The organism is Rothia sp. L_38 (assembly GCF_050689125.1).
Classification (GTDB): domain Bacteria; phylum Actinomycetota; class Actinomycetes; order Actinomycetales; family Micrococcaceae; genus Rothia.
This window is the reverse complement of sequence record NZ_JBOEQD010000002.1, coordinates 92208-108237: the sequence shown is the minus strand read 5'-3', so window position 1 is coordinate 108237 and position 16030 is coordinate 92208. Positions and strand designations below refer to the sequence as shown.

The 16030-nt window shown below is 60.3% G+C and carries 14 protein-coding genes; 7 read left to right on the top strand and 7 right to left on the bottom strand.

Translation table 11 applies throughout. From position 1 onward, the window contains the following. Positions 1 to 139: 139 nt before the first annotated feature. On the top strand, positions 140 to 964 hold the full coding sequence (nadE, locus tag ACRCJM_RS01790; RefSeq protein ID WP_237242648.1) for an ammonia-dependent NAD(+) synthetase: 825 nt from the start codon (positions 140 to 142) through the stop codon (positions 962 to 964). On the opposite strand, the gene ACRCJM_RS01785 is transcribed toward nadE, so the two are convergent. Then, a complete protein-coding gene (locus ACRCJM_RS01785; protein WP_431463572.1) occupies positions 933 to 1670 on the bottom strand; it encodes a phosphatase PAP2 family protein in 738 nt (245 codons plus the stop codon). The two genes, nadE and ACRCJM_RS01785, sit on opposite strands and share 32 nt — an antisense overlap. A gap of 98 nt (positions 1671 to 1768) precedes the next feature. Here ACRCJM_RS01785 and ACRCJM_RS01780 point away from each other — a divergent pair, with 98 nt between their 5' ends. Beyond that, entirely contained in the window at positions 1769 to 2224 is a 456-nt protein-coding gene (locus tag ACRCJM_RS01780; protein ID WP_237186266.1) for a carboxymuconolactone decarboxylase family protein, read from the top strand. Positions 2225 to 2448: 224 nt separating this feature from the next. On the opposite strand, the gene ACRCJM_RS01775 is transcribed toward ACRCJM_RS01780, so the two are convergent. The 4 genes from ACRCJM_RS01775 to ACRCJM_RS01760 all read right to left on the bottom strand — a co-directional run bounded on the left by ACRCJM_RS01775 (position 2449) and on the right by ACRCJM_RS01760 (position 6795). Then, entirely contained in the window at positions 2449 to 3753 is a 1305-nt protein-coding gene (locus tag ACRCJM_RS01775) for a M18 family aminopeptidase (protein ID WP_431463571.1), read from the bottom strand. Between the two features lie 10 nt (positions 3754 to 3763). Then, on the bottom strand, positions 3764 to 4912 hold the full coding sequence (locus ACRCJM_RS01770; protein WP_431463570.1) for a CPBP family intramembrane glutamic endopeptidase: 1149 nt from the start codon (positions 4910 to 4912) through the stop codon (positions 3764 to 3766). Between the two features lie 77 nt (positions 4913 to 4989). After that, complete coding sequence (locus tag ACRCJM_RS01765; RefSeq protein ID WP_431463569.1) at positions 4990 to 6267, bottom strand: glycosyltransferase 87 family protein; 1278 nt, start codon at positions 6265 to 6267, stop codon at positions 4990 to 4992. Positions 6268 to 6273: 6 nt separating this feature from the next. Then, positions 6274 to 6795 carry a hypothetical protein gene (locus tag ACRCJM_RS01760; protein WP_431463568.1) on the bottom strand — a complete coding sequence of 174 codons (522 nt, stop codon included), beginning with the start codon at positions 6793 to 6795 and terminating at the stop codon, positions 6274 to 6276. Positions 6796 to 6969: 174 nt separating this feature from the next. Between ACRCJM_RS01760 and ACRCJM_RS01755 the strand changes: the two genes are divergently transcribed. Together ACRCJM_RS01755 and ACRCJM_RS01750 are read left to right on the top strand one after the other, a co-directional pair. After that, positions 6970 to 8679: an McrB family protein gene (locus ACRCJM_RS01755; RefSeq protein WP_431463567.1), complete on the top strand. Its 1710-nt coding sequence runs from the start codon at positions 6970 to 6972 to the stop codon at positions 8677 to 8679. 7 nt (positions 8680 to 8686) lie between these two features. Beyond that, a complete protein-coding gene (locus ACRCJM_RS01750) occupies positions 8687 to 9841 on the top strand; it encodes an McrC family protein (RefSeq protein WP_431463566.1) in 1155 nt (384 codons plus the stop codon). Positions 9842 to 9861: 20 nt separating this feature from the next. Here ACRCJM_RS01750 and ACRCJM_RS01745 read toward each other — a convergent pair whose 3' ends face one another. Then, entirely contained in the window at positions 9862 to 10365 is a 504-nt protein-coding gene (locus tag ACRCJM_RS01745; protein ID WP_431463565.1) for a DUF456 domain-containing protein, read from the bottom strand. A 200-nt stretch (positions 10366 to 10565) separates the two neighbouring features. Between ACRCJM_RS01745 and ACRCJM_RS01740 the strand changes: the two genes are divergently transcribed. From ACRCJM_RS01740 to ACRCJM_RS01730, 3 genes are all read left to right on the top strand, one after another. Beyond that, on the top strand, positions 10566 to 13406 hold the full coding sequence (locus ACRCJM_RS01740; protein ID WP_431463564.1) for a multicopper oxidase domain-containing protein: 2841 nt from the start codon (positions 10566 to 10568) through the stop codon (positions 13404 to 13406). 141 nt (positions 13407 to 13547) lie between these two features. Further along, a complete protein-coding gene (locus tag ACRCJM_RS01735; protein ID WP_431463563.1) occupies positions 13548 to 14165 on the top strand; it encodes a lytic transglycosylase domain-containing protein in 618 nt (205 codons plus the stop codon). Between the two features lie 82 nt (positions 14166 to 14247). After that, complete coding sequence (locus ACRCJM_RS01730) at positions 14248 to 14649, top strand: cupin domain-containing protein (RefSeq protein WP_431463562.1); 402 nt, start codon at positions 14248 to 14250, stop codon at positions 14647 to 14649. Positions 14650 to 14785: 136 nt separating this feature from the next. On the opposite strand, the gene ACRCJM_RS01725 is transcribed toward ACRCJM_RS01730, so the two are convergent. Continuing rightward, on the bottom strand, positions 14786 to 15952 hold the full coding sequence (locus ACRCJM_RS01725; RefSeq protein WP_431463561.1) for a cytochrome P450: 1167 nt from the start codon (positions 15950 to 15952) through the stop codon (positions 14786 to 14788). Between the last annotated feature and the right edge of the window lie 78 nt (positions 15953 to 16030).

Below are 16030 nucleotides of genomic sequence, written 5' to 3'. Positions count from 1 at the left end.
TTCACTGTAGTCAACAGACGGGCTCAAGTGGGTATAGGCAGATACATGCGTATGCGAGTTCATACTCTGGGTGGAGAGTTAACCGGCGCGTTACGTCCTAACGGTAAGACCGGGGCATGCCGGGCAGTAGCATAGAGTCATGCGCGATTTACAGGCTCACATCATTGAAGAACTGGGCGTGAAGCCCTCCATCGACCCGGCTGAGGAGGTGCGCAAGCGCGTCCAATTCCTCGTGGACTATCTCAAAGCCACCGGCACCCGCGGTTTTGTGCTGGGCATTTCAGGCGGGCTGGATTCCACCCTGGCCGGACGCCTGTGCCAGCTGGCTGTAGAGCAGCTGGAGCTAGAGGGTGTTGAGGCTGAGTTTATTGCCGTCCGCCTACCCTACAAGGTGCAGGCCGACGAGGACGACGCCCAGGCTGCCCTGCGCTTCATCATGCCCCAGCAGACCGTCACCTATAACATTGCAGAGGCTGTTGACGGCTTCGAGTCCGCTTTTGCTACCGCGACCGGCCGCCCCATCGCTGACTTCAACAAGGGCAACGTGAAGGCCCGTGCCCGCATGATTGCCCAGTACGCCCTGGCGGGTGAGAAGAACCTGCTGGTGGTCGGCACCGATCACGGCGCTGAGGCTGTCACCGGCTTCTTTACCAAGTTCGGTGACGGTGGAGCTGACATCATGCCCCTCTTTGGTCTGAATAAGCGCCAGAATCGGGCCCTGCTCAAGGTACTGGGCGCCGATACCCGTCTGTGGGAGAAGGTACCCACGGCCGACCTGCTCGACGGTAAGCCAGGCCGCACCGACGAGGACGAGCTGGGCGTCACCTACGACCAGATTGACGACTACCTCGAAGGCAAGGACATCGACCCGGCGGCAGCAGAAAACATCGAAGGTAGGTTCTTGCGGTCGCGCCATAAGCGCACCACCCCGGTCACGATTTTTGATTCCTGGTATAGGCAGTAAAAACGGCCAGGTGCACCAGGCAGGCGATTGCCAGGCCCAGGGCTAGGCCGCCAACCACGTCGGTAGCCCAGTGCACCCCCACATAGATACGGGAAAACCCGATGGTCACCGCGAGGACGCCGAGCCCTACTCCCAGGGCGCGGCGTCCTCGCTGCGTCAGGGCGGGGTAGGCGGTGAGGAAGAGGGCAGCACAGAAGGCAGCGGTGCTGGTGGAATGCCCCGACGGGAACGAGAAAGTCAGCTCCTCAACGAGGCGGTGCGTGAGGGAGGGACGCGGACGGTCCACAAGGTTTTTGATGAGGGTGACAGTGAGCGGGGCCAGAATCATGGTTACGCCCAGGGTCGCCAGGGGCCAGGTAGAGCGGTAGCGCCAGATAAAGAACCCCAGGGCCACCAGTACATAGATCGTCATGGGCAGGGTGTTGAAGGCCTGGGTGAGCACCGAGAAAAAGGCATCGAGCGTGCCCGTGCGCCAGGTCAGCGACGCCTGCCAGACGGCGCTATCCACGGGGTTAGTGAGGGACTGCGCGTTGACCAGCCACATTGCCACAAAAACCAGAAAGCCCGTGAAGCTGGCGCGAGCCAGACGGGCCCGTAGCCCCGCAAGCTCGCCGGGGGATGGAGCGGGCGCGGGGGCGTCCTTAAGCGCAGCGGGCGGACGGACGCGCACCCCACCGGTACGGGGCGATTCGGGGATGTGGTTCACGGCTACCTCTCTTCACGGGGGCACCTCTAGATTACCGGCTCGCCCCGGGCCGTCCCGTCTAGCTGCTTGCTAGAGAGCCGGGCAAGTAAGCTGGTGCTATGTCTGATACACCCAAAGAGTTTTATCTCGATAAATCCGACCCGGCAGCCTGGGCAGCCTTTGGTGCACTGAGCAAGCAGGCAGGCGAGTCAGCCCGCGCAGCGGGCCTTGATGACCAGCTCATCGAACTGGTCTGCCTGCGCATCTCGCAGATTAACGGCTGCGCCTACTGCCTGAAGGTGCACACAAAGCGAGCCATCAAGGCGGGTCTGAGCGAGAACCGTCGGGCCCTGGTGAGCGTCTGGGAGGAAAGCAGCGAATACAGCCTCACTGAAAAGGCGGCGCTCTTCCTGGCTGAAACCGTTACCAAGCTCCCCTGCCCCGAGGACCGCGACTTTGCCCGCACCTACGCCCGGGGTGTGCTCACTGACGAGCAGTACAGTGCCGTGCAGTGGCTAGCGATTTCTATGAACGCGGCTAACCGAATTTCGATTATGTCGCAGCACCCGGCCTAGCCACCCGCCCTTATTCAGCAGGTTACACAGGCTCACGCTGGATGGAGCTCAGCAGATTCCGAGCGCGCGAGGAATATAAATCTGCGGGCGGAATAGGCGCAAGCCTGACCCTCACGCCCCGCCTTGCGGCGGATTCCGTTCGCTCTTGTATACTCGCGTGCTCGCACCCGCTCACTTCATCGAGCCAGCAGCTTCACTGTGAACCTTCGTCGCTTCTTTCCGCGTTAGACCCGGTAGAACCCCTCAATCGCGCGGGTCAGGTGGGCCATGTCGGCTACGGTGGTGAGTTCGCGGGCCGAATGCATGGAGAGCAGTCCGACGCCAACGTCCACGGTGCGCATACCCAGGCGGGTGGCGGTGATGGGGCCGATGGTGGAGCCACAGGGCACGTTGTTGTTGGAGACGAACTCCTGGTAGGGCACCTTGGCCAGGGCGCATGCCTGGGCGAAGATTCCGGCACCGACGGCGTCGGTGGCGTAACGCTGGTTGGCGTTGATTTTGAGCAGGGGCCCGCCGCCGGGCACGGGACGGACGGTCGGGTCGTGGTGCCCGGTGTAGTTGGGGTGCACCAGGTGGCCAGCATCCGAGGAGAGGCAGACCGACTCAGAGATGGAGCGGCGGTAGGCTTCGGCGGACTCGCCGCGGGCTTCGGAGAGTCGAACCAGGACGTCCTCAAGGAAGGGTCCGGCAGCCCCGGAGCGCGATTCTGAGCCGATTTCTTCGTGGTCAAAGGCGGCGAGCACGGCGGTCTGGGCTGACTCTACCCCGGCCTCAGCGTAGCGGATGAGGGCGGTGAGGCCGGCGTGGACGGAGCTGAGGTTGTCCAGGCGACCCGATGCAAAGAGCTCGTCGTTTTCACCGAAGACGCGGGGTTCGGCGGAGTCGGCGAACATGAGGTCGTAGCCCACGATGGTTTCGGGGTCGATAGGCCCGCCCTCGACGCGTTCGGCCAGGTAGGCAAGGACGTCGCCGGTGGAGTCGCCGAAGCCCCAGACGGGGTAGAGGTTACCCTGCTTATCGAGTTTGAGGCCCTCGTTGGCGGCGCGGTCCAGGTGGATGGCGAGCTGGGGGACGCGGGCGATTGGCCCGGTGGCGACCAGGCGGGTTTCGAGTTCCCCGTCGACCAGGATGGTGAGACGCCCGGCCAGGCGCAGTTCGCGGTCGAGCCAGGAGTTGAGCAGGGGCCCGCCGTAGACTTCGACCCCCACCTGATTCCAGGTCAGGGTGCGCACGGAGGACTTGGGCTTGACCTTGAAGCCCGGGGAGTCGGTGTGGGCGCCCAGCACCCGGTAGCTTTCGTGGGCTTCGGTGCCCACCCAGGCGATGATGGCTCCGTCGCGCACCACAAAGTGCTTGCCGGTCGCAGTTGTGCTGCCCCAGGCGTCCTGCTCGCTCAGCTCTGTGAAACCGGCGGCGGTCAGGCGGCGGGCGGCCTCGGTCGCCGCGTGGAAGGAGGTGGGGGACGCGGTGACGAAGGCGGCTAGGTCATCAATGTTGGTTCGGGCATCGAAAGTCTGTGAAAGAGTCATAGACCACATTTTACCGGACAGGCTGCGGCTCTTCAGGGTGGCTTTCCTTGACCCAGACCAGGGCTGGGCGGGTGCGTTCTAGCCTGCGACGGTTCGCCGCCCAGATAACGACCAGCACGAACAGGCCGTTCGACACCAGCGACGAGATGAACATGCCCACGGTGGAACCTTCCTGCAGGAAGGGGTCGGCCATACCCAGCACACCGAAGCTCATGGCCAGCAGGTTGTTGACCATGTGTAGGGCGATCGCCGCTTCGAGCCCGCCGGTGCGCCAGGTGATGTACCCGGCAGCCAAACCCATGACCAGTACAGAGAGCTGACCCCACAGGTCGTAGAGGTGCCCCAGCATAAAGAGCGGGGCCGGAATCACGATGGCCCAGGCGGGGTGTTTCAGCCAGCGGCCGATGGTCTGCATAAGGTAGCCGCGGAAGACCAGTTCTTCGGCGTAGGCCTGCACCGGCACCACCAGGGCGATAGCAACCAGCATAGCAATGAGGCCGCTCACCGGCAGGGTCGTGCTGGGAACGTAGCGGGCCCCCAGGGCCATATCAAAGGCGAGGGGCAGGGCCACAATGAGCAGGGCTGCTATCCCAAAGCAGGTAGCCAGCCAGCCCCAGCGCATACGCCCGGTGACCGAGTGAATCAGGCCCCAGGGCTTAGGCCCAAGAATCAGGCGGGCAAGCCAGAGGGCAGGGAACATGAGGGCTACAGACCCGAAGAGGAAGACGAAAGTGGCGGGGCTCCGTAGGGCCTCTTGTTCAAGGATTCCCGGGCTCGCAGCGAGGATGAGGTAGCTGGGGTCAGCGGGCAGAGCGGGGTCAAGGCCCAGCAGGAGCACGAAGAAGAAGGCAACAACCAGCAGCAGGGAGAGCACCAGGTAGAGAGGCACCCCGATGACGGCTTCAACCAGGGGCTTCCACCAGGCACCTTTAGGGTCGGCGTGGGAAAGCCGGTGATAGCCCAGATTCTGCTTCTCCTGCCGATAGCCGGGGCGCCAGCCGACCGGCGGCAGGGGCACCGGGTTCGGGTGGGTTGCTAGCGGGTGGGGCACCTGCCCCTGCGGGTGGGCGGACGCCGGCCCGTAGCCCGGTGCCACAGTCTGCGGTGGATTGGGGGCGGGTGTCTGCCAGGGAATACGAGGCTCGTTGGGAGTGCTCATGCCTCTACCCTAGCGAAACCCGCCCTACCCCGTGCAAGGGGAGGGCGGGCGTCCGCGTCATAAACCGGTTCGAGGCGCTAGACAGCCAGGGCCCGCCGGTAGCGCACCGCAACCGCTACCCAGAGCAGCACCGCTGCGGTGAGGCAAATGATGGGGGCAGAGGACGCCGCCAGGGCAGTTCTGCTGAGCTCGTCCAGGTTGTGGGTGGCAGGGTCAAGGCGAATGCCGATGCGCATAGGCCCGTAGATGAGCCCGGCGAAGCCGACGATCGTCAGGGCACCGGCCAGCAGGCGTACCACCCGAGGAGCTAGGGCGAAGAAGGTGGGGAAGGCATCCAGCCAGAAGGCGGCAATGAGCAGGGGTAGCCAGATGTTGTGGTGGGACCAGGAAATGGGCGACATGGCCATCATCAAGAACCCGTTGAGGGCTATCTGGGAGAGCACCATGCCGCGGCGGTGCAACACCGGGATCAGGTAGGCTACACCCACCAGCAGGGCAAGGATAAGACCGTAGCGCAGGGCCGATAGGAGCGGCCCCTCAGCCAGACCCAGGTGCAGGAGCCAGCCCAGGGTGGAGATGTTATCTACATAAGAGATATTGCCTACGCGGGAGGGGTCTGAGATGGCGAAGAACCAGAACTCGCGGGCGGTGGCTGGCATGAAGATAAAACCGGCGGCAACCGTGGCTGCGAAGGTGGCTCCAAGGGTGAGCACGCCCTTGATGTCCCGGCGCATGAGCAGAATCAGGCCGAAGGCTAGCGGGGTGAGCTTGATGCCACCGGCAATGCCGATGAGCACGCCGCGGGGCACTCTGGTTGCCGGGCGCAGCAGGTCAATGAGCACCAGCAGCAGGATCAGGGCGTTGATCTGAGCCAGTCCAATGCCGCGGTCCCAGGGGCTGAACATGGTGATGCAGGTAGCTAGCACCACGACCAGTGAGCGGCTCCCCAGCAGGGCTTCCCCGGGAACGGTGATACCGCGAGCACGCGCGTGGTTGAGAATGAGCACCGATACCCACAGGGCTGCAAGCACGGCCAGCAGGGTCATGAGCCCGGCGCCTGCCCACAGGGGGAGGAAGGCGAAGGGGGCGAAGACCATGACCGCGAAGGGCGGGTAGGTGAAGGGCAGGGTGATGGGCTGCCCGTCCTCGAGATAGTAGTTGTAGAGGGTTTTGCCGGGGTAGAGGTCGCCGAAGACCACACCTGCGCCGGTGCGGTAGACCTCGAAGTCTTGGCCGTTGAGGATCATGGAGTGGCGGATGTGCCACTGCATGACCGCTACAAAGAAGATGCCGGTGAGGGCCGGCCAGATGATGTTCCGGGCGGGTAGGCGATCGGTGAGGCTAAAGAGGGGCACCTGCGGCTACTTTTCGGTGGGGGCGGACGCCGCCGTGCCGGTGTCTGTCTGCTGGGCAGGGGCGGGGCTGGTGGCGTCCTGGTCTGCGGTCTTGCGGACGGCGACCAGGTTAGTGCCGCGCTTAGTCTTGGCGCGGCCGGGCAGACGGCGGCCGACCTCCTCGGAGGGTTCAGCGGCGGGCTTCTTGGGCAGGGCGGCGATGCGCAGGGCGAGTTCGAGAACGAGTAGGCCAAGGGCTGCATAGAAGACGTAGTAGGAGGGGTAGAAGTAGTAGAGGCTGGCGCTCCAACCGGCGATGGTGGCGCCCAGGGCTACAACGGCGAGGGCTGCGATGATGATGTGGGCGAGGGGGAAGGCACCGTTGTTTTCTTTGTTGCGCCAGGTGATGTAGATGGCCATGAGCGCAAAGAGCACGGGGAAGAAGATTTGACCGGAAAGAGCCATGGTGTCTTCGGTGTAGCGGAAGATACCGAGGGCCTGGACGATGGCGGTGGCGGCAAGGAGTAGGGATGCAGGAAGTGTTTTCACGGGTCAATAGTTTACCGGGTAGCTTCGCTGAGACTGTGGGCTGTTTGAGCGCCACCTGCGCTTTCACATATTCTCCAGAATCTTGAGAAGTAATTCTTCCAGAAATTACTTGATGTTCTAGTTCTGCATCGTCAAGGAGGGTAGCTTTATATCAATACTGACGAAAGGATATCCATGGCATACGGGAATTATGAGGCAGTAGAAGCCCTTGCCCAACAGTTCAAAGATATTTCCCTCATCGGTCAACAGTCGATTCTGACCGGCGAACGCATATGGATTCCTCAATATTTCGATGAGCTCTACAATGCGTATGTTCTCAGTTTGGATGAGACCAGAGGATCTTTTGAAAGTAAAATCAACATTCAACTCAGCGGTGTGACTTCACAAGCTCGGCAGCTATTTGCTGAAATTTATATTCTCGATATGCTCCCCCTTGGAAACGTTGGTCAAGAGCGCAAGCTAGAGAATACTAACTCTGTACTTGCCGGCTGCGACCCTGCCGTTGGTTTAACCCGAGAAATTACAACTACACTTCGAGCCGGCATTTTTAATGGAGGTCTTGGATACAACAACTACCGGTGGGGACACTTCGCTTTTGCGATTCAGTTCGGCCAAGCTTTTAGCCGTCTCTCCTTAGAGGAGCGTCAACGACGGCTCTCAACTCCAGACGAAATTGAGAATACTATCTACTCCTTGGTAGATGATGTAGAAGGCAAGGGGTACGCGGGGTTTCAAAAAGCCCTCTGCTACCTTCTAGCACCACAATTTTTTGAGCCAATTATTTCAACTGACCATCTCAGAAAAATCACCACACACTTTGTAGGTCAGCTCGAAGACGATGAGCAAGACCTCTCATGGCAACGACAGGCTGCCCTTATTCGTCAGCGAATCGCTGAAGAACGTCGCTCTGAGGACTGGCACTTCTACCTCGATAGTGAAGAGTGGGCTGGCGAGGCAAGCAGCGATACCAGCGATCAGCAAGTATCAGCTACAGACACCACCGATATGAGTGGTGAAGCCATAGAACCAGCTCCAGAACTCATGCTGCCCGACAAAACTGCGAACAACCTCAATGTCTCCCAGCAGTGGCTTGATCGCTTTATCAGTGTACTTGGCCAGCGCCATCAGGTGATTTTGCAAGGCCCACCGGGTACCGGTAAAACATATCTGGCGCGTCGTCTTGCACGAATTCTCGCCGGGGCTGAAAACCGAGTCAAACTCGTTCAGTTTCACCCGGCCTACACCTATGAAGACTTTTTTGAAGGCTTCCGCCCAGTACTCGACCATGTCAGTGGCACCACTTCACTACAGTTACGGCAGGGACCTTTAAGGCAACTAGCCGAAGCCGCGGCTGAGCAACCTGACCAAAATTTCTTCCTTATTATCGACGAAATCAATCGAGGTAACTTAGCACGTATCTTCGGTGAACTCTACTTTCTCTTGGAATACCGTGACCACGCCGTAGACCTCATGTACTCCCAAGACCAGTTCTCGCTACCAGCTAATCTCTACATCATTGGAACGATGAACACCGCAGACCGGTCAATCGCTCTCGTTGATTCAGCCATGCGCCGCCGATTTGCATTCTTCAATCTCCACCCAGAACAAGAGCCGACAGCCAACGTCCTTGAACTGTGGGCTCGCAAGCAAAACCTTTCAGGTGTTGTCCTTGACGCGTGGAAGGAACTCAACCGGCGAATCCCCAACCCAGATCTTAAAGTTGGTCCGTCATACTTCATGCGTAAGGAGGCCTTTACCGAAGAAGGACTCAAACTTATCTGGGACTCAGAGATTCTGCCACTTCTGGACGAATACTTCTACGGGCAGACCGGCACCCGGGAACGCTTTGCGTTAAACACCATTCTCTCTGAACTAGCTCAGTAAAAAACCTATGCGTTCCCTCAAGCTCAAAGAAGCAGGAGCCCACCGGGCTGTTGAACTCTCAACGCCCCAGGCTCGCTGGCTCATCGACCAGAAAATCGCCTCCGTACAGCCCAGCTATGTTCCAGGAACCTACGACTTACAGGTCGAGAATGTAGCTGGAATCGTGGCTGTTGATAACCTTGTCATTCATATTGAGCCCAAGCTCCCCATACGATCCCTGCTCTGGATGCTCGATTACTCATCTACCGGTATTGACTGGCGCCCCGAGGAGGTAGCCCTTGAAGGGCAGACATTGACCTCAGCCATGATGAGCCTTTTATGCACCCTCATTGAAGACGCTACTCGTCAGGGGCTCATCAGTGGCTACTGGCACGCCGAAGAGTCCTTACCCTATCTCCGTGGCAGGATAAGAACCGCAGAACAGTTCAGCCGCCATCATGGCATGCTTTACCCTCTTGAGGTCTCATTCGACGAGTACAGCAACAATATATCTGAGAACCGTATTCTGCTCTCTGCCCTCATTGAAGCAGAAATGTTAGTGCCTCATGATGACGGGGCTGTGCAGCTTTTGCCACGAATTCGTGCTCTCCTGTCACGCTTTATCGGGGTAGTCCCGCTTCACCCGGGTCAGCCTCTGCCCGCTCACCAGGGGGCAAGACTCACTACGTCTTATCAAAAAGCACTCAACCTTGCCGGTATCTTTCTTAGCCATCGAGGTATCGACACCGCCCTAGGGAGTATTCCTGCCCGAGGGTTTCTTCTGGATATGCCTCAGCTCTTTGAAGGCTTCGTGGTCAAAGCTCTCCAGAAGCAGACCTCAGATTTTACGGTGCAAGGTCAACTTTCCACTCCGTTTGTGAGTAGTGACAAGGGGGAAGGGCGAAATATCCGCCCCGATATCATCGTGAAGCACCACCACGATATCCGATTTGCGATGGACACGAAATACAAGCAGGCTAATCCTAAACTCAACGATATCTACCAGCTCAACGCATACGCAGATACTCTGAAACTAGATGATGTCACCCTTATCTACGGTGAACGTGCAGAACCCGAGATGTTGACAACTCAGGCAGGAAAACGGATTCATATTCGCGGTATCGACCTGAGCGCTCCCCCAACCGAGATCCTAGCGCAAATAACCGACCTGCTCACTCAATAGATGCGGGTACCGGGTTGCGGTTAGGCGGTGATGAAGTAGGTGATGGCGCAGATCGTGAAGATGGTTCCGGTGGTCAGGGCGGCGGCTAGTTCGATGAGGATGCCGATGCCCATCGATTTGAGGGCAGCCAGGGTACTTCCAGCGGAGGTGGCGATATCACCCTGGTTGCGCACGGTCTCACTCAGTAGCAGGGCAAGGGCAAAGCCAACAAAGAGGCCAACGACGGGGATGACGAACATACCAATGACCGCGCCGAGCACGCCCCAGAGGATGGAGCGGTTAGGGATGGCTCGCTGTTTGAGGGTTTTGCCCGTTAGTACAGCCTGGGCGGCCATACCTGCAAGCAGGATGGGTAGGCCTAGACCCAGTAGCCACCAGCCTTCAGGCCCGCGCAGGGTCAGCCCCCACAGCAAGGTGCCACCGAGAACTGCGAAGGAGCCGGGCAAAATGGGGTAGACAATACCTACGATGCCTAGGCCAATCAGCAAGGCGGATATAAGGGTTATCACGATAGCTAGGGTCATACTGTTCAGTTTACCGGTGCGGTTACTAGCAAGCATTGGGCATACCGAAGCCTATTGGCCGGGGCTGGCGTGAATTGCGACGAGCCCCCAGGCGAGGAGCAAGAGGGTCGATAGGCAGAGGTATGCCCAATGCTGAGCCATCTCATCGTAAAACCAGACTGATATAATCGGCATTACGCATACGAGTTTTTGGAGTTGAGATGCCTGAGAAGGACGCCGCACCCCGGCCCGGTTACCGTGAGCAGCTGACCCTGGGGGCGCGTCCGCTCGACGCTCCCGGTGCACCGGTCACCGACCAGCAGGCCCGCGATATCGCCAGCGGCCGCCGCACCTGGCATCGGAAGGCATCTAAGCCGGTATCAGTGTGGATGTTCGCCCTCTTCATCGTGCTCATGACCCACAGGTGGATCCCTGAATCCCTCTGGCTGATGGTTCACATGGTCACCCTGGGTCTGATTACCAACTCGATTCTGGTCTGGTCCCAGCATTTCACCGAGGCCCTGCTCAAGCACAAGCTCCCCGATACCGCTCGACCGGTGCAGCTGGTCCGTATCTATGCCCTCAACGCCTCGATGGTGGTGCTGATGGTGGGTGTGGTCTTTTCTCTCTACCCGCTGACGGTGCTCGGATCGGTGGGCGTGGGCGCTACGGTGACCTGGCACGGGGTTGCCCTGCTGCAGCAGATGCGTGCTGCCCTACCTGCCCGCTTTGGGGTGACGATTCGCTACTACATTGCGGCCTCCTGGCTTCTGCCGGTGGGCGCTACTTTTGGTGCTCTGCTGGCCTATGACGGGTTGAGTGCCACCTGGCACGGTCGTCTTTTGCTGGCCCACGAGGCTATCAATGTGCTGGGCTTTGTGGGTATCACGGTGGTGGGTACCCTGATGACCCTCTGGCCGACCATGCTGCGCACGGTCATGGTGCCGGACGCCGTCGTCCGCTCCACCCGCGCCCTGGCAGGCCTGTGTGCAGGGTTGGGGCTCACCGTGGCCGGCGCCCTGGCAGGTCTCACCTGGCTAGCTGTTGCCGGCCTGCTGCTCTACGCCGGTGCCCTGGGGCTAGTTCTTGCCCTCATGGTGCGCACCGCTGCCGCCAAGAAGCCTGCCGACTACGCGACCTTCTCGGTAGCTGCCGGTATGGTCTGGCTGACCGCGGGCGTCCTTTTCTCTGCCTACCTGGTGGCCACCTCCCCCTTTGACTCCCTGACCCTGCGCCCGGTCACCCCCATGTTTGTTGCCGGCTTCCTGGCTCAAACCCTGCTGGGTGCCATGACCTACCTACTGCCCGCCCGTATGGGCGGCGGCCCCAAGGCCGTCCGCGCCGCTAACAAGGAGTTCAACCGTTTCGCTGCGGGCCGCACCGTCATGGTCAACCTCTCCCTGCTCATCTTCATCCTGCCGGTTTCCCTCACCGGCTCTTGGGTGCGCACCGGCGCCTCCCTGCTCGGAGCCTTTACCCTCTTCGCCTTCATCCCGCTCATGATGCGCGGGGTGCGGGCCTCCGTCAGTGCGCGCAAGGCCATGATTCAGGCCCGGGCCCGCGGCGAGGCCCCCACCCCCGACCCCGAGGCGCTCACACCGACTCCCGTACCCCACCTGCGCAATGCCCTCATCGGTGCTCTGGCTGTGGCTCTGATCGTAGCCTTAGGGGTCGCGGTTGACCCGGCGGCACGCGCACGACTTGCCGCGCCATCGTCCGCCGGGATCGCCACCGGCCAAACCACCACCCTGGCCGTCGAAGCCACCGCCGACATGCGCTTTACCCCCGACACCGCAGAGGTGCCGGTAGGCAACCGCCTGGTCATTGAGGTCACCAACACCGATACTAAGAACGCCCACGACCTGACCTTCTCCAACGGAACCACCACCGGCCGCATCGACCCCGGGGCAACCAAGAGCGTGGACGTCGGCATCATCACCGGTGACCTAGAGGGCTGGTGCTCGGTTGTCGGGCACAAGGCCATGGGCATGACCTTCACGGTGGTAGCAAGCGGGGCGGACGCCGCCCAGGCGGGCACCAGCGCCGCCGACAGTTCAGCCCACGCCGGGCACAGCACCAGCGGGGTGACCAACTCGGTACTAGCCCCCACCGATATTGACCTGCAGGGCGATATCTCTGATGACTACCAGACCCGCAACGCCGCCCTTGCCCCCGTACCCGAGGGAGAAACCGTGGACGGCCGCACCGTGCACCGCCAGACCCTCGATGTGCAAGAACTCCCCCGCGAAATTGCCCCCGGGGTCAACCTCAACGCCTGGACCTTCAACGGCTCCTACATGGGCCCCACCCTGCGCGGGCGCGTGGGCGATATTTTTGAAATTACACTCGTCAACAACGGGAGCATGGGGCACTCGGTAGACTTCCACGCCGGAACCGTCTCCCCCGACGAGGTTATGCGCACCATCGCCCCCGGTGAATCCCTCACCTACCGTTTTGAAGCCGTGCGCTCGGGCATCTGGCTCTACCACTGCTCCACCATGCCCATGAGTACCCACCTGGCAGCGGGAATGTTTGGGGCGGTCATTATCGACCCCGCCGACCTGCCCGAGGTAGACCGCGAATACCTGCTGGTGCAGTCAGAGGTAGCCCTGACCGAAACCACGGGCACCCGAACCTCTACCGCCAACCCGGGCGAGGGCGTCCTCACCGACATCTCCCCCGAAGGCCTCGCCGCTGGCACCCCAACCCTCACCCTCTTCAACGGCCACGCCACCCAGTACCTACGCGACCCCCTCACCGCCCGCGTCGGCGAGCGCGTACGCATCTGGGTGCTCAATGCCGGGCCCAACGGGGAACTGAGCTTCCATGTGGTGGGTAGCCAGTTCGACACGGTCTACAAGGAAGGCGGCTACCTGCTCCAGGACGGCGTAGACGCATTTGGTTCCAGCGGGGGCGGCGCCCAGTCCCTCGACCTTTCAGCCGCCCAGGGCGGCTTCGTCGAAATGGTCTTTACCGAACCGGGCACCTACACCTTCGTCAACCACAACTTTGCCGCCGCCGAACGCGGGGCCCGCGGGCAGATCACCGTCACCGGCAGCTAGAGCTGGCTTAAAGTCGCGGACGCCGCCACCAGCGGGCATCTGGCAGTAGCCCCTAGTGCCGGGGTTGGGTGCATCACCCTAGGGCGTGTAGGGCAGGTGAGCACCTGACGGGTAGGAGGGTTTTCCAGTAGTCTTGACCTGATGACAAGTGAACGCACCAAGCCCAATCTAGCCCTGCGCATCGGCGCAGGACTGGTCGCGCACTGGCAGATTGTGGCATCAGCAGTGCTGATGACAGCCGGTGTCGCGGGGCTTTCTGCTACCTACGAGGACTACTGCGGGCAAACCGACCTGACCTACGCCCCCACAGAACTGCGGGACGACATTGAAGCTGCCGCCCAGGTTTCTGGTTTCCGCGCAGGCGTGCTGGCAGCCCAGCTAGAAACCGAATCAGGCTGGGTCACCACCGCCCAGTCCCACGCAGGCGCCCACGGCCTGGCCCAGTTCACCCAAGACACCTGGGACATCTGGGGCGAGGGGGACATCAACAGCCCCGAAGACTCCATCGCCGCCCAGGGCCGCTACCTGGCCTATCTTTCTGAGCGTCTAGCCCCCTATGTCTCGGCTGAAACTTCGCTTCAGGATATTGTGCTGGCAGGCTACAACGCCGGACCCGGTGCCGTGGAGGAATTCGGCGGTATCCCGCCCTATTTTGAAACGCAGAACTACGTGGTCAAAATCGACGAGCTGGCCGCCACTAAATACGCGGTGACCTGCGCCCCTGACCCCAGCTTCAAGCAGGCTACCCTGGTGCGCTAGGGAAGTCGTAAAATACATATCTGGTCTACAAATTTTAGTTTCTGCGAGCCATAATGGGAGAAGCCAACCACAGGAGATTCCCATGACCGCATCATCCGTTCCCTCAGATCAGCTCTTCCCGCAGGGCAAGCCCGCGCCTGCCGGTTCTTTCACCGGCCAGGCCTATATGCACCCGCTGGCACCCAGCAGCCAGCTACAGTCCCTGGCTGTTACCTTCGAGGCTGAAGCCCGCACCAACTGGCACACCCACGACGTCGGCCAGCTCATCGTGGTGACCTCCGGCATCTGCGTCTACCAGCTTGAAGGCCAGGAACCCAAAACCCTCACGCCCGGTGAAGCCTTCTTCTTCGAACCCGGCGTCAATCACTGGCACGGTGCCACTAGCGACGGGCCCATGACCCACATCGCCGTCACCCCCTTCAACGAGGACGGCGAATTCGTCAACTGGGGCGCCCCCGTCGACGACGCCACCTACACCGGCTAGCACCCCGGAGGTTTCCCGCGTCGTTAAGCGTATAACCCCGCAGTTAAGTGCGGGGTTATACGCTTAAGTGCGGGGTTATTACGGACGTTGGTGATGAGACAGCGCGCCGTCAGATTACGGACGTCGCCGCCCTCATCTACCTCACGACAACCTTCACCGAAGAATAACCCGCCACCGGGAACTGAGCATTCACGGTAGACTCCACCGTGATTGACTCCGTCGCTGCAAGCAACTCTTCAACCAGTACGCGCAGCTCCAACCGAGCTAGAGGAGCCCCAGGGCACACGTGAATTCCCGCTCCATAGGTCAGATTCATCGACTGATCACGATCAGGACGGTAGTCCAGGGCATCCTCAAAAGCATCCTCATCACGGTTAGCCGACGTCCAGTTGATGGTCACCGGGCATCCAGCAGGAATCGTACGACCGCCGACTTCAACATCTGCAGTTGTTACACGGCGGTTAGCAACGAGGGGATCTTGCAAACGCAAGATCTCTTCCACCGCATGACCAATATATTCGGGATGCTGCCGCAAGCGGTCAGCCTCACCCTGGTGCTCACCCAAAAAGTTCACAATGACTCCCACGATAGCTGAAACCGTTGACAGCTCCCCGACCGTCCAGTTTCGAATGAGAGAGACAATTTCTTCATCCGTCATGACGCGAGGTTCCTGCCCCGGCAACTCCACACGATCGTGCAGGAGCTCGGCGGTGACGTCCTGAAGCGCAGGGTTCATCCGCCGCTCATTCAGAAGGTCGCGAATGTAGCCGTCAAATTCTAAAGCAACTGCAGCGATTTCAGCGCGGTCACGCTTAAGAGTGGCAGATCGATTCTTGTTCATCCAGGCGATCAAAGCTTCTTCAAGACTCTCTGGCCACCCCATGAAAGCATTTTGCACGCGCATGGCGTAGCGGGTGGCGAACTCCCCCATGATGTCAACCGTCTCACCACGAGGAGTATCACGAACAAGCTGCCGCACCACTTCACGAATCTGCGGCTCAAAAGCCTGCATACGCTCGGGGGTGAAGTACTTATCGTTGATAGCCCTGAAAGCAGTGTGTTCCGGTGCGTCCATTCCATTGGGAACCGCTATATGACGGTTTGATACCCGGTTAGAGAAAAGCTCAGGATGTTCAAGCACATACCGAATGTCCTCGTTCTTGAAGACGGTGTAGCCCATAAACTCATCGTGAGCAACGGGGCACCGGGTGCGCATAGAGTCGTAAGCAGCAATCTGATCTGCTTGCACCTCAGGTGAGCGGGAGTTCCAGTCGTAGTGCGTTTCTTCAGTTTGTTGAGTCATTAGTCTCCCCTTCACAGCGGTAATTAGTATTAGATATGCAATATATTTCTATTTCGAAACTATCAAACCTACGCAGAA

What these genes read in the sequence shown, in the direction of transcription:
- ACRCJM_RS01780 (WP_237186266.1), top strand. Translation starts at nt 1,769, where the DNA reads ATGTCTGATACACCCAAAGAGTTTTATCTCGATAAATCCGACCCGGCA.
- ACRCJM_RS01745 (WP_431463565.1), bottom strand. Translation starts at nt 10,365, where the DNA reads ATGACCCTAGCTATCGTGATAACCCTTATATCCGCCTTGCTGATTGGC.
- ACRCJM_RS01755 (WP_431463567.1), top strand. Translation starts at nt 6,970, where the DNA reads ATGGCATACGGGAATTATGAGGCAGTAGAAGCCCTTGCCCAACAGTTC.
- ACRCJM_RS01750 (WP_431463566.1), top strand. Translation starts at nt 8,687, where the DNA reads ATGCGTTCCCTCAAGCTCAAAGAAGCAGGAGCCCACCGGGCTGTTGAA.
- nadE (WP_237242648.1), top strand. Translation starts at nt 140, where the DNA reads ATGCGCGATTTACAGGCTCACATCATTGAAGAACTGGGCGTGAAGCCC.
- ACRCJM_RS01730 (WP_431463562.1), top strand. Translation starts at nt 14,248, where the DNA reads ATGACCGCATCATCCGTTCCCTCAGATCAGCTCTTCCCGCAGGGCAAG.
- ACRCJM_RS01740 (WP_431463564.1), top strand. Translation starts at nt 10,566, where the DNA reads ATGCCTGAGAAGGACGCCGCACCCCGGCCCGGTTACCGTGAGCAGCTG.
- ACRCJM_RS01770 (WP_431463570.1), bottom strand. Translation starts at nt 4,912, where the DNA reads ATGAGCACTCCCAACGAGCCTCGTATTCCCTGGCAGACACCCGCCCCC.
- ACRCJM_RS01735 (WP_431463563.1), top strand. Translation starts at nt 13,548, where the DNA reads ATGACAAGTGAACGCACCAAGCCCAATCTAGCCCTGCGCATCGGCGCA.
- ACRCJM_RS01775 (WP_431463571.1), bottom strand. Translation starts at nt 3,753, where the DNA reads ATGACTCTTTCACAGACTTTCGATGCCCGAACCAACATTGATGACCTA.
- ACRCJM_RS01725 (WP_431463561.1), bottom strand. Translation starts at nt 15,952, where the DNA reads ATGACTCAACAAACTGAAGAAACGCACTACGACTGGAACTCCCGCTCA.